14 protein-coding genes are annotated in these 13,142 nt (G+C 51.6%); 11 read left to right on the top strand and 3 right to left on the bottom strand.

The window, feature by feature from the left end:
- Positions 1-18: 18 nt before the first annotated feature.
- The 11 genes from GOB58_RS08525 to GOB58_RS08475 all read left to right on the top strand — a co-directional run bounded on the left by GOB58_RS08525 (position 19) and on the right by GOB58_RS08475 (position 10,129).
- Positions 19-615: an anthranilate synthase component II gene (locus GOB58_RS08525; protein ID WP_173559911.1), complete on the top strand. Its 597-nt coding sequence runs from the start codon at positions 19-21 to the stop codon at positions 613-615.
- A 4-nt stretch (positions 616-619) separates the two neighbouring features.
- Entirely contained in the window at positions 620-1,729 is a 1,110-nt protein-coding gene (trpD, locus tag GOB58_RS08520) for an anthranilate phosphoribosyltransferase (RefSeq protein WP_173559910.1), read from the top strand.
- A gap of 17 nt (positions 1,730-1,746) precedes the next feature.
- Positions 1,747-2,604, top strand: a complete 858-nt coding sequence (trpC, locus tag GOB58_RS08515) for an indole-3-glycerol phosphate synthase TrpC (protein WP_173559909.1) — start codon at positions 1,747-1,749, stop codon at positions 2,602-2,604.
- The gene (gene moaC / locus GOB58_RS08510) at positions 2,604-3,086 is read left to right on the top strand and encodes a cyclic pyranopterin monophosphate synthase MoaC (protein ID WP_173559908.1); all 483 of its coding nucleotides are present in this window, start codon (positions 2,604-2,606) and stop codon (positions 3,084-3,086) included. The genes trpC and moaC overlap by 1 nt, the downstream gene beginning before the upstream one ends.
- Positions 3,087-3,198: 112 nt before the next feature.
- Positions 3,199-4,224 carry a pyruvate dehydrogenase (acetyl-transferring) E1 component subunit alpha gene (gene pdhA / locus GOB58_RS08505; RefSeq protein ID WP_233133302.1) on the top strand — a complete coding sequence of 342 codons (1,026 nt, stop codon included), beginning with the start codon at positions 3,199-3,201 and terminating at the stop codon, positions 4,222-4,224.
- Between the two features lie 6 nt (positions 4,225-4,230).
- Entirely contained in the window at positions 4,231-5,583 is a 1,353-nt protein-coding gene (locus GOB58_RS08500) for a pyruvate dehydrogenase complex E1 component subunit beta (protein ID WP_086554059.1), read from the top strand.
- A gap of 11 nt (positions 5,584-5,594) precedes the next feature.
- Entirely contained in the window at positions 5,595-6,839 is a 1,245-nt protein-coding gene (locus GOB58_RS08495; protein ID WP_173559907.1) for a pyruvate dehydrogenase complex dihydrolipoamide acetyltransferase, read from the top strand.
- A 14-nt stretch (positions 6,840-6,853) separates the two neighbouring features.
- The gene (gene lpdA, locus GOB58_RS08490; protein ID WP_173559906.1) at positions 6,854-8,266 is read left to right on the top strand and encodes a dihydrolipoyl dehydrogenase; all 1,413 of its coding nucleotides are present in this window, start codon (positions 6,854-6,856) and stop codon (positions 8,264-8,266) included.
- A 133-nt stretch (positions 8,267-8,399) separates the two neighbouring features.
- Positions 8,400-9,380: a lipoyl synthase gene (gene lipA / locus GOB58_RS08485; RefSeq protein WP_086554056.1), complete on the top strand. Its 981-nt coding sequence runs from the start codon at positions 8,400-8,402 to the stop codon at positions 9,378-9,380.
- The gene (locus GOB58_RS08480; RefSeq protein ID WP_086554055.1) at positions 9,373-9,852 is read left to right on the top strand and encodes a type II toxin-antitoxin system RatA family toxin; all 480 of its coding nucleotides are present in this window, start codon (positions 9,373-9,375) and stop codon (positions 9,850-9,852) included. The genes lipA and GOB58_RS08480 overlap by 8 nt, the downstream gene beginning before the upstream one ends.
- Before the next feature lie 58 nt (positions 9,853-9,910).
- Positions 9,911-10,129: a hypothetical protein gene (locus GOB58_RS08475; RefSeq protein ID WP_173559905.1), complete on the top strand. Its 219-nt coding sequence runs from the start codon at positions 9,911-9,913 to the stop codon at positions 10,127-10,129.
- A gap of 9 nt (positions 10,130-10,138) precedes the next feature.
- Here the strand turns inward: GOB58_RS08475 and GOB58_RS08470 are convergent, their stop codons facing one another.
- From GOB58_RS08470 to GOB58_RS08460, 3 genes are read right to left on the bottom strand one after another with little or no spacing between them, the layout of a single operon-like run.
- A complete protein-coding gene (locus GOB58_RS08470) occupies positions 10,139-10,657 on the bottom strand; it encodes a CinA family protein (protein WP_173559904.1) in 519 nt (172 codons plus the stop codon).
- A 6-nt stretch (positions 10,658-10,663) separates the two neighbouring features.
- Positions 10,664-11,134, bottom strand: coding sequence for a phosphatidylglycerophosphatase A family protein (locus tag GOB58_RS08465; protein ID WP_086554052.1), 471 nt, complete (start codon positions 11,132-11,134; stop codon positions 10,664-10,666).
- Positions 11,131-13,110: a lytic transglycosylase domain-containing protein gene (locus GOB58_RS08460; protein WP_173559903.1), complete on the bottom strand. Its 1,980-nt coding sequence runs from the start codon at positions 13,108-13,110 to the stop codon at positions 11,131-11,133. Before GOB58_RS08460 ends, GOB58_RS08465 begins: the two co-directional genes overlap by 4 nt.
- Positions 13,111-13,142 lie beyond the last annotated feature (32 nt).

Genomic DNA, 13,142 nt, shown 5'->3' with positions numbered 1-13,142 from the left:
CAAAGGCATCATCACGTCATGATCCTGCTTATCGACAATTACGATAGCTTTACATTCAACCTGGTTCACTATCTTGGTGAACTCGGGGAGACATGTCGCGTCTATCGCAATGATGCCCTGAGTGCCGCTGAAGCGGTTGCTCTTGCACCTGAAGCTATTGTTCTCTCACCCGGTCCGTGCTCACCGGACGAGGCTGGAATCTGTTGTGACCTGATTTCTCAGGCTGCCGGTAAAATCCCGGTTTTCGGGGTTTGTCTGGGGCATCAGTCCATAGGGCAGGTGTTCGGAGCAAAAGTTGTAAGAGCATCTGTGCCTATGCATGGTAAGGTCAGCCCGGTTTTTCATAATAACAGTGATGTTTTTAAAGATTTGCCTGACCCGTTTAAGGCCACGCGCTACCATAGCCTGACACTGGCCCCTGACAGCATACCTGATGAACTGGAAGTTACGGCCTGGACTGAAGATAATGTTATAATGGGTGTAAGGCACCGCCACTTTCCGGTATCCGGGGTGCAGTTCCATCCTGAAAGCATTGCGTCAGAGTGCGGCCATCAGATTTTACGCAACTTCATGACCCAGGCCCGCGCATGGGCTAGACAGACATCTCCAGCCTGAACGCATGACAATACATTCAGCGCAACCTGCACTATCAGACTATTGTTCTGTTTTTAAAGATTATCTTAATAATCTGTGTCAGGGAAAAAGACTAAGCCAGGCAGAAACAGAATATGCTTTCCGCCTGATTATGGAAGGGCACGTTCCTTCTGAGTGCATTGCAGCTTTTGCCGTTGCCCTGCGTATGCAAAAAGAAGATCTGCCTGAACTTCTGGGTGCCGTAACAGCCATGCGCAATGCCATGGTAGCTGTTCCCGGCGCACCAGCCGGAGCAATGGATGTCTGCGGCACGGGTGGCGATGGCTATAATACCCTTAATGTTTCCACGGCCACAGCTTTTGTTCTTGCCGCTCTTGGTGTGCCTGTTGCCAAGCATGGTAACAGGGCGGTTTCTTCTCAGACGGGCGCCTCTGATGTGCTTTCAGCCCTGGGTATTCCTCTGCTTAGTGACCCGGCGGCTCTTTCTGCGCAGCTGAAGACGCACAATCTGACTTTTATGGCAGCTCCTAACCATCACCCTGGAATGCGATTTGCAGCACAGGCACGAAAAGCGCTGGGCATTCGCACTCTTTTTAACCTGATAGGGCCACTCTCAAACCCCGCCGGCGTTAAACGACAGATGACCGGTGTTTTTTCAACAGAATGGCTCAGTATTATTGCTGATGTTCTGGCGACACTTGGAGCCGAGATGGCCTGGGCTGTATGCGGCATGCCTGATGGTGAAATACAGGGTATTGACGAAGTTACTCTTGCCGGCCCGACACATATTGTCAGCTGTGAGCAGGGTAAAAAAAATACCCTGTTACTTGAACCGGAGATGAGCGGCCTCATATCTGCACCGGTTTCAGCTATCAGGGGAGGGAGCCCCGGGGAGAACGCTCTGGCTCTGACAGAACTTTTGCATGGTGCAACCGGGCCGTATCGTGATACAGTTCTGCTCAATGCCGCCTGCGCCCTGCATGTTTCAGGCCGGGTATCTATTTTGAAAAATGATAGTTTTGACACGCGCGCTTTGCGGGAAGTTATTTCCGTTGTGAGTCGCCCGCTTGACGATGGCTCAGCTATGGCTTTGCTACAGGACTTACGTCTCTCATCGTCTGAATCGCACGTTTAAAACACCACAGGATAATTATGACCGAAACAACTACGCCATCAACCGCAACCCCTTCTGACATAAAAACATCAGATGAGCTGCCCGATGTGCTGGCACGTATCTGTGCACGAACGCGCCTGGAAGTTGAACATCGCTCAACCCTTGTCTCCCTCAAAGAGATCACGGCCAGAGCACAGGACGTAAAAGAAGCACCACGTGGGTTTTGTCGTGCATTAAAAGAAAAGTCGGCAGATCGCTCTGTCGGGCTCATTGCGGAGCTTAAAAAAGCCTCTCCTTCAGCCGGAATTCTGCAGGAGAATTATAATCCTGCAGCTATTGCTCAGGCTTATGAACAGGCCGGTGCAGCATGCCTTTCTGTTCTGACTGAAAGTTCATGCTTCCACGGCAGCAATGAGGATCTCCAGGCGGCACGTGCGGCAACATCTCTGCCGGTTTTGCGCAAAGACTTCATTATAGACCCGTGGCAGGTTTATGAAAGCCGCACCATTGGCGCTGACTGTATCCTGCTGATTGTTGGGATTCTGAGTGATGAAGAACTGCAGGAACTGGTTGACCACGCTAAAGGCCTGGAAATGGATGTTCTTCTCGAAGTCCATGATGAAGAGGAACTCAACCGGGCCCTGGCAATTGATGCCTTTTTGATTGGTATTAATAACCGCAATCTCAGAACGCTGATCACAGACATCGAGACGACTGTCGTCTTAACGCCTCTGGTGCCACCTGACCGGATTATTGTTTCTGAAAGCGGCATTAAAACGCATGCTGAAGTAACACGCCTGACTGATATCGGTGTGACAGGCTTCCTTGTTGGTGAATCGCTGCTGCGCCAGCCGGATCCGGGGCAGGCAGCTCGTGTACTTCTTGGTCGTGCCTGATGACAACCCGTCATTCCGGCCTGACACATCTGAATGATGCCGGCGAGGCGCGTATGGTGGATATTTCATCAAAAGCACCGACGCGCCGTAAAGCAGTTGCTAAAGGTCATATCTCTATGACGAAGGAAACCCTTGAGCTTGTCCTTTCCGGGCGGGCAGCTAAGGGGGACGTTCTTGCAACCGCACGTATCGCTGCAATTATGGCAGCAAAAAAAACATCGGATATTATTCCCCTTTGTCACCCTCTGTCATTAAGCAGCGTTGAGGTTGACCTCATCCCCGACGGCAGAGGAATTGAAATCAGGGCCTCTGTCTCCACCAGCGGGGCGACCGGTGTTGAAATGGAGGCACTTACGGCAGTGTCTGTGGCAGCACTGACGTTGTACGATATGTGCAAGGCTGCTGATCGTGGCATGTGTATTTCTGATATTCACCTGCTCCATAAAAGCGGAGGACAGTCAGGGGAGTATAACGCAGTCTGAAAGACCGCTATCACAAAATAGAAATCTTACCTTCTCACGTAATAAACATTATTTTCAAAAAACACGCTTTATCATAACATTTCCTTAAAATGTTGCGAACGCATCTTTAAGTATGAAGGACCACCTTATGCAGGCAGAGACCCACGGCACCCTCATTTCAGGCGGGAATGGTCCCTCTCTGACCAGAGAGCAGTTTCAGCAGGCTTTTCATAATATGCTGCTGATCCGTAAATTTGAGGAAAAAGCCGGCCAGCTTTATGGCATGGGTCTTATCGGCGGTTTCTGCCACCTTTATATCGGGCAGGAAGCCGTTGTGGTGGGCGTGCAGATGGCCCTTAAAGATGGTGACAAAATCATCACCTCCTACCGCGATCACGGGCAGATGCTGGCCGCCGGCATGAGCGCACGTGGCGTTATGGCTGAGCTGACCGGGCGTGAAACAGGTTATTCACGCGGTAAAGGCGGCTCGATGCATATGTTCTCGCGTGAGAAAAATTTCTATGGCGGTCATGGCATTGTAGGCGCACAGGTTGCTTTGGGTGCGGGGCTTGCCTTTGCTAACAAATATCGTGGCACAGACGAGGTTGCTGTCGCATATTTTGGTGATGGTGCGGCTAACCAGGGTCAGGTTTATGAAAGCTTTAACCTGGCAGCACTCCATAAATTACCCTGCATCTTTATTATCGAAAATAATCTCTACGGTATGGGAACAAGCGTCGAACGTGCCTCTGCCTCGAAAGAGTTCTGGCGCAATGGCGAGCCATGGGGCATTCCCGGACGCCGCGTTGACGGTATGGATGTTGCCGCAGTGTATGAAGCAACGGCTGAGGTCGTGGCACACTGCCGTGCAGGTAAAGGGCCTTATCTGCTCGAAATTATGACCTATCGTTATCGTGGTCACTCTGTCTCTGATCCGGCAAAATATCGTACCCGTGAAGAAGTTGAATCTGTTCGTAAAAATCGTGATCCGATTGAACATGTTCGTCATATTCTGCTCGATTCCGGTGTCACCGAAGATGAGCTCAAGAGCATTGAAAATGATGTAAAAGACACTGTTAAAGATTGTGTTGAATTTGCGCAGACCAGTCCGTTCCCTGACCCTGCCGAGCTCTACACTGACGTTCTGCAGGAAGGTTGACTGATTATGGCTACAGATATTTTAATGCCCGCGCTTTCTCCCACCATGACAGAAGGTACGCTCTCACGCTGGCTGAAGAACGAAGGTGACACCGTAGCAAGCGGCGAAATTCTGGCAGAAATCGAAACTGATAAGGCAACGATGGAAGTCGAAGCCGTTGATGAGGGCATTCTCGGTCGTATTCTGATACCGGCTGGCACGCAGGGTGTAGCAGTCAACACACCGATCGCCATTCTGGTTGAGGAAGGCGAAGCTGTTCCCGAGCATGCCTCAGCTGCTGCACCGCAGCCCTCTGCCGAGCCTGCTCAGGCAGCTGTCGCACCGGTGAGCGCACCAGCGACATATGCTGAGGGAGAAACCTATGTCGAGAAAGACTGGGGGCCGACAGCAGAAATAACGGTCAGAGAGGCACTTAATCAGGCTCTGGCTGAAGAATTACGTCATGACGAAGACGTCTTCCTGATGGGGGAAGAAGTTGGTCAGTACCAGGGGGCTTATAAAGTTTCTCAGGGGCTGCTGGCAGAGTTTGGCGAAAAACGCGTCATTGACATGCCTATCACCGAACACGGCTTTACCGGTATGGCAGTGGGTGCAGCCCTGACCGGCCTGAAACCTGTTGTTGAGTTCATGACCATGAACTTCTCCATGCAGGCAATCGACCACATTATCAACTCTGCTGCTAAAACCCTGTATATGTCAGGCGGGCAGATGGGATGTCCCATTGTGTTCCGTGGTCCTAACGGTGCGGCAGCACGTGTGGGTGCACAGCATTCACAATGTTATGGCAGCTGGTATGCTCATGTTCCTGGCCTGAAGGTGGTTGTGCCATGGTCAGCAGCAGATGCAAAAGGCCTGCTTAAAGCAGCCATTCGTGACCCGAACCCTGTCATTTTCCTGGAAAATGAAATTCTCTACGGGCATAAATTTGAATGTCCGACCGATGAAGATTTCATTTTGCCAATAGGCAAGGCCAAAATTGAACGGGCAGGGACTGATGTAACAATCGTTGCCTTCTCCATCATGGTGGGTGAAGCTCTTGAAGCGGCTAAGGTTCTGGCCGAGCAGGGGATCAGCGCCGAAGTGATTAACCTGCGCAGTCTGCGTCCGCTCGATACCGCAACAATTGTTGAGAGCGTGAAGAAAACCAGCCGTCTGGTGACCGTTGAAGAAGGCTGGCCATTTGCAGGCATTGGCGCTGAAGTTGCTATGCAGATCACCGAACATGCATTTGACTGGCTGGATGCCCCACCGGTTCGTGTGGCTGGTGTTGATGTACCCATGCCTTTCGCTGCCAACCTTGAAAAGCTGGCACTGCCCCACGCTGAAGATATTGTAAACGCTGTGCGTGGCATGGTCTGAGGAGAAGCAAAATGGCTACTGAAATTCTTATGCCCGCGCTCTCTCCGACAATGACTGAGGGCACACTGGCACGCTGGCTTAAAAAAGAGGGCGACACCGTATCAAGCGGTGACGTTCTGGCTGAAATCGAAACTGATAAAGCAACGATGGAAGTAGAAGCCGTTGATGAAGGCATTCTGGGGCGTATTCTGATCGAGGCCGGGGCGCAGGGCGTTGCTGTTAACACACCGATCGCCATTCTTGTAGAAGAAGGCGAGGCTGTGCCTGATCAGGTTACAAAATCTGCGCCACCGGCACCAGCCGCTGCTCCGGCAGCTTCCGTTGCTGAACCGGCAAAAAAAGCTGCTGCAGCACCAGCCCTCACACCTGCGAAGGTCGCTCCTGCTCATGGTAAAGATCGTATTTTTGCCTCTCCACTGGCACGTCGCATTGCGAAGCAGAACAACATCGACATCTCGAAACTGAAGGGAAGCGGCCCGCACGGCCGTATTGTCCGTCGTGATGTTGAAGCTGCGGCCTCTGCACCAAAAGCACCTGTCCAGGCCGCTGTGGCAGCAGGCGAGACCCGCACTGTCCCGCATTCTACAATGCGTAAGGTCATTGCAAAACGTCTGACCGAAGCCAAAAGCACCATTCCTCACTTCTACGTTTCTGTTGATGTTGAGCTTGATGCTCTGCTGGCTCTGCGTTCACAGATTAATGCTCTGGCAGCATCTGAAGGCGAAGAATCTTTCAAAATTTCCGTTAATGACATGCTGATTAAAGCTGTCGCTGTGGCTCTGAAACGCGTACCTGCTGTCAACGCCTCTTATACCAATGAGACGATGATTCTGTATGATGATGCCGACATTTCAGTCGCTGTTTCTATTCCTGATGGTCTGATCACGCCTATCGTCAGACAGGCTGATAAAAAAAGCCTCCGACAAATCAGCCAGGAAGCGAAAGATCTGGTCAAACGTGCCCGCGAAGGCAAGCTGAAGCCGGATGAATTCCAGGGGGGTACATTCTCCGTCTCCAACATGGGTATGTATGGCGTAAAAGATTTCTCAGCTATTATTAACCCGCCACAGGCTGCCATTCTGGCTATTGCCGCAGGTCGCAGGCAGCCTGTGATTAAGGGCAGCGAGATCGTACCAGCAACTGTTATGACCGTGACCCTCTCAGTTGATCATCGTGTAATTGATGGCTCAACCGCAGCAGAATGGCTGTCAGCCTTCCGTTCTGTTGTTGAATCTCCTCTGAACCTTGTTATCTGACTGAGAGACTCATCATGAGCCAGACAAATTTTGATATTATCGTTGTCGGGGGCGGACCTGGCGGGTATGTGGCAGCACTGCGCGCTGCCCAGCTGGGGCTTTCTGTTGCTGTAGTTGAAGCAAATCATCTGGGCGGTATCTGTCTGAACTGGGGATGTATTCCCACCAAGGCATTGCTCAGAGCATCGGAAATTAACCATCTTCTGCATGATCTGCCTGCTTATGGTTTTAAAGCTGATAACATCAGCTTTGACTTTAAGGCTGTCGTTGCCCGCTCACGCGCTGTATCCGGTAAGCTCTCAGGCGGTATTGCTCACCTGCTTAAAAAAGCCAAAGTGCCTGTTTTTAATGGTTTTGGTAAACTTGGCGAGCTGGCAAAAGACGGCACACGCAAGGTGCTGGTGCACGAGAAAGATGCGGTTACGGCAACACTGAGCGCACGCCATGTTATTCTGGCCACGGGTGCCCGGGCCCGCAAACTGCCAGGACTTGAGCCTGATGGTAAGCTGGTATGGTCCTACCGTGAAGCACTTGTGCCTGAAGAACTGCCAGCCCGCCTGCTGGTTATTGGTTCAGGTGCTATTGGCACTGAATTTGCTTCATTCTACCGTAATATGGGTTCAGAAGTCACACTGGTTGAAGTTGCGCCACGCATACTGCCGGTCGAAGATGAAGAGATCAGTGCTATTGCTCAGAAATCTTTCGAGAAACAGGGCATTAAAGTTATAACCAGTGCAAAACTGGGGGCTTTGAGCAAAACGGCCAGTGAAGTTTCTGTTCCTGTTGAAGCCGGTGGCAAAACACAGACAATCGTTGTTGACCGGGTGATTTCAGCCGTTGGCATTGTGGGTAATGTTGAAAATCTCGGTCTTGAAAACACAAAAATTGTTGTTGATCGTACCCATATTGTAACTGACTCCCTGTGCCGCACAGCTGAACCTAGTATTTATGCTATTGGCGATATTGCCGGCGCACCATGGCTTGCCCATAAAGCCAGCCACGAAGCTGTCATGTGCGTTGAGGCAATTGCCGGCAAAACCGTTCATGCTATTGACCCGACAAAAATTCCTGGCTGCACATATTGTCGCCCTCAGGTAGCTTCTGTTGGCTATACAGAAGCAAAAGCCAAAGAAGCCGGTTATAAAGTGCGGGTGGGCAAGTTCCCTCTGGCAGCAAACGGTAAAGCACTGGCCATGGGCGAGCCTGAAGGTCTGATCAAAACCGTGTTTGATGCCAAAACCGGTGAGCTGCTTGGCGCACACATGATTGGCGCCGAGGTTACGGAAATGATTCAGGGCTACGTTATTGCGCGTAGCAGTGAGCTGACGGAAGCAGAGCTGATCGAAACGATCTTCCCGCATCCAACCATCTCAGAATCAATGCATGAAGCTGTACTTGCAGCTTATGATGGTGCGCTGCATTTCTAGAGTTTACACTCTGAAATGTGTATTGTGCAGAGGTAATACCTGATCAGAGTGAAGGAGCACACTTCCTGCCTTGACGCAGAGGGCAGGAAGCTCCAGTTCTGATGATGGTTTCAGAACAGGCAGAACCAGATATATGTCCACTCGTGTATTGATCGATCACCGCAAAGGTGGCGCAGAGAAAGTCAGACATCCGGAAAAAGCACACCGGCCTGACAACCCTGTTGCCCGTAAACCGAGCTGGATCCGTGTGAAGGCTCCGGTTGATCCGGTCTATCATGAGACCCGCAACCTGATGCGCGAGAACAAACTCGTCACAGTGTGCGAAGAGGCCGCATGCCCCAATATTGGTGAATGCTGGTCACAGCGTCATGCCACCATGATGATCATGGGCGAAATCTGCACCCGTGCCTGCGCGTTCTGCAACATTACAACAGGCATGCCAAATGCGCTGGATGATGACGAACCCGCCCGTGTTGCCGATGCTGTCGCCAAACTTGGCCTGCGCCATGTCGTGATTACCTCGGTTGACCGTGATGACCTGGCTGATGGCGGGGCAAAACATTTTGCACGTGTGATCACGGCTGTGCGTGCCGCATCACCAGAAACAACTATTGAAATTCTGACACCGGATTTTTTACGTAAGCAAAATACTCTTGAAGTGATTGCTGAAGCAAAACCTGATGTATTTAATCACAACCTTGAAACTGTACCACGCCTCTACCCGACGATCAGGCCCGGTGCACGGTACTATCAGTCCTTAAGGCTGCTTGACCGTATCAAACAGCTTGATCCTTCCATTTTCACCAAGTCAGGCCTCATGCTCGGCCTGGGTGAAGAAAAAATGGAGCTCGCACAGGTTATGGATGACCTGCGTATTGCTGATGTTGATTTTATCACCATGGGACAGTACCTTCAGCCTACCGTTAAGCACGCTGCCGTTGACCGTTTTGTTACCCCTCAGGAATTTGAGGAGTATGGCGCTATGGCCCGTGCCAAGGGTTTTTTACAGGTAAGTTCCAGCCCTCTTACCAGATCATCTTACCATGCCGACGCAGACTTCGCGGCTCTGAGGCAGGCGCGCTCAGAACGTCTGAAAGGAAGTCAGAATGCCTAAACACGCAGAAAAGCGTGTTCTTGCTTATCCGCCAGAACAGATTTTTGACCTTGTTGCTGATGTTGCACGCTATCCTGAATTTCTTCCCTGGTGTGTTTCATCGCGTATACGCACAAAGACACAAACCGAACTGGTTGCGGACCTGGCTATTGGTTTTGGCCCTTTCCGGGAAAGTTTTACCTCTCGCGTAACGCTTGAGAGACCCTCGCGCATCCTTGTTCAGTATGAGCAGGGACCGTTTAAATACCTCAAAAATGTGTGGACTTTCACACCAGACCCCCGTGGTTGCCAGGTCGAATTTTTCGTCGACTTTGAATTTCGTTCTAAAATTCTGCAAGCCGCAATTGGTGTCGTGTTTGCTGAAGCTGTGCGTCGCATGGTCACAGCGTTTCTTAAACGTGCCCGTGATATTTACGGGCCACCCCAGGCAATATATCTCACACCTGGTAAAACGTCAGCAGCTTTGCAGTAATAGTGATACTCTGCGAGGCTTATGAAGTAATAATCGTCTCACGCAGGGTAATCATTTTATGAGCTTAATACGTAACGCGACTATTTTAGTGACAATCGCAGCACTGACTGCGGGCTGCAGTACACCTGACAAGCACAAAAAAGACCATAAAGCAGCTGCTCCCGTAGCAGCTAAAGCGCCTGTACAGCCGCAGCCGGTCATAATCGCTCCGGGAACGGGAACGACAGCACCACCGTTCCCTGATGCACCAGTCATGCCTTCTTTCAGTAAAGACTAAGGCGCGCTCTTACTCGTCATATCCAGCGATAAGCTGTAATGCATAAAGGGCAGCCTGCCAGCGTATTTCGGTACGGCTGCCCTCAAAATTCTGACTTGCGGCTTTAATTTTTTTACCGTTCACCGCCAGACCGAACCATACAAGACCAACAGGCTTTTCATCAGACCCGCCACCTGGCCCAGCAATACCAGAGACAGAAACTGCAACTGTTGCCCTGGCTGCAGCACACAGCGCGCCTTCAGCCATTTCTGTCACAGTCTCTGCACTCACAGCGCCAAAACGAGCCAGTGTCTCGTCCCTGACATCAAGAGCTGAGTGTTTTAGCTGATTAGAATAAGTAACAAACGCTCCCTCAACACAGTCAGATGCACCGGCATGATGCACAAGCAAGGCTGAAACAAGACCACCAGTGCAGCTCTCTGCAGTTACAACACGCTGGCCTGACTGGCTGAGACGCTCCATGACAGCTTTTGCTGTCAGCAGACCTTCTGTCAGCAGGGCATCAGAGGGAGCGGTGAGGGAAAACATCAGATCTCAGGCCTTTTTAAAAAAGCCGGCAGCAGTACGCAGTACTTTAATGCAGAGCGCAGCCATTATACCGGCAACAACATCATCGCCCATAATGCCAACCGCATCATGGCGTCGATCCATATAGCCAACAGGCCCGGGTTTTTTAATGTCAAACAGGCGAAATAAACCAAAAGCAACTAAAGGCCACAACCAGCCCGCTGATTTCTTTTTATCGACGGCAGCACACGCCAGAAGGCTGATCCACATTCCGGCGACTTCATCAATCACAATCCAGCTGTGATCTTCACCGTCACCGGCTTTGTGTGAAGCCCACAAACCAACACCTGTTGCCGCAACAGCGCTCAGCAACAAAACCTTTGGCTTTTTAAGCAAAGGTAAACCAGCAATGAGTGCTGCCAGAGACCCGACCGTGCCCGGCGCTTTAGGTGCAAGCCCACAGCCACCAAAGGTCGCAATAATACGTGCAATCGTCATGTGTTTTTCCCCAGAACGCTATATATCGTCATATTTTCCCACACACGCTGCACGTAATTACGTGTTTCGCTGTAAGGAATGGTTTCAATCCAGTCGATCATGTCATCCTGACTGGCCTGACCTTCAGCAGGGTTGCCCTGTGCACTCAGCCAGCGCGCCAGGCGGTTTGGCCCCCCGTTATAAGATGCGGTGACATAAGGTACGACAGAGGCAAACCGCCCCTGCAGATAAGACAGATAGGCCATGCCAAGACGCATGTTATTATCGGGGTTATGCAGCCCGCCTGCAGTTGCCGCAGAGGCAGGAAGCCCCGCAGACTGTAACATATCATGCGCTGTGCCTGTCTTAAGCTGCATCAGGCCAATTGCGTTTGAGGGACTGACAGCATCCGGGTTAAAGCTGCTTTCCTGACGGATCAGCCCCTGAACAAGAGCGGGAGAAACAGCCGTGCCTGTCGGCAGAGTATAAGGCTGTGGCCAGCCTTCACGCAGCAGGAAGAGACCATCTCTGCCGGCATAGCGCGCAACCATAACACCTGTATCAGGAATTTGCAGACGGGTTGCCAGATGCGCAATGGCTATTTTTTCACGCAGAGACCTGGCTCTGATAAGCATCAGGCTCAGAAAATCACGGGCATGAGGCCGGTCATTCCACGACACAAGAATTTCGGCAGCACGGGCAAGATCATTCCCTCCGGGACTATCCTCCGCAGCAGAAAGAGGCATGGGGTTTTGCCATGCACGCAGACTTCTGGTGACAGCGGCTGGTATAATATCGGGATTAAGCAGGGTAGGGCGCTTACCATCAAGTTCAGCCGCTGCCATCTGCCCGTAAAATGTGCCTGCATACCCGGCAGCACGGGCGTAGTCTGCCTGTGCCGAAGCGGTTTGGTTCAGTCTGGCATGCGTGCGCCCCAGCCAGTAATAACCGCGGCTTTTTGTAATTAAAGAAGAGGAATCTGCCAGGCTGCGAAACAATGGCTCTGAAATAGAGGGCATATTCAGCTTTTGCAGAGCAATCCAGCCACTCAGAAAAGCCGCATCAAGACGGTTTACACCGGTTGTTATTTTGTCATCAGCGACCCAGAACGCTTCAGTATTCTGATTATTTTGCAGGAAATCACGCGAGAGTGCATCACGTTCACGCCAGAAAGCACTCAGGTGCGTTTTTTCCTCTGCCTGTACACCGGCATTTTTCCATAAAGCCAGAGCTTCGTCATCACGCTTTTGCAGCCGCAGCCAGTGCAGCCTGTCATATACCAGTGTGGTATCAGCCTGATCAGAAGCAGAAAGTCCTGCAAGTGTCGCTTCTGCGCCAGGGTCTCCCGCTCTGAAGGCTAAACGGGCCTGAGCCAGGGCCTGCGCTGAGGGCGCAAGATAAGTAAGGGTCTGACGTGCTGCAACAAGCTTACCGCTGGTCTCTTCACGGTTAAAGCGTTTCCACGAGGTCTCGGCCGTTACCGCCTGAGGGAAGGTCTGCGCCAGTGACACCGCAGCCTGTGCGGAATCTGTGCCATTAATCCAGGCCTGACGCGCCTGGGGAAGGAGTTTGCCAGCCAGAGAGGGTATCGTCGTTACGCACTTAACCAGGGCGGGGCTATAAGTCAGCGACTGAGACGCACAGAGCTGCTGCAAAACGCTTGTATCAGTCTCTCGCGTCAGAGCCTGCTGCATACGTAACTGAAGCAAACTCCACCGTGGCCATACAGGGCGTGTCTGCAAAAAGTTTGCATATTCCTGCGCGCTGGCATGCGATGAGCCTGTCAGGCTAAGCCAGAGAGTAAGACGGTCAGCGACAGAGGTCTCTCCCGAACTGACCGCAGCAGACTGTGCAGCGGGCTGAATAGCAGGAGCATTGACCGGACCGTCATTTGAAGCTGACTGTGTTCTCCCATGAGAAGAGCAGGCCCCCAGGCACAGAACAATGAGCGGTGCTGCAACACGACCACGCAACACCGAAGACAAAACAAAAGACATTATGCCTCAATATGAATATGACATTTCGTTCA

It is taken from the genome of Acetobacter thailandicus (assembly GCF_011516655.1).
In the GTDB taxonomy this organism is placed as follows: domain Bacteria; phylum Pseudomonadota; class Alphaproteobacteria; order Acetobacterales; family Acetobacteraceae; genus Acetobacter; species Acetobacter thailandicus.
Note: the sequence above shows the minus strand (reverse complement) of the source record. Positions and strands in the feature narration are given on the sequence as shown.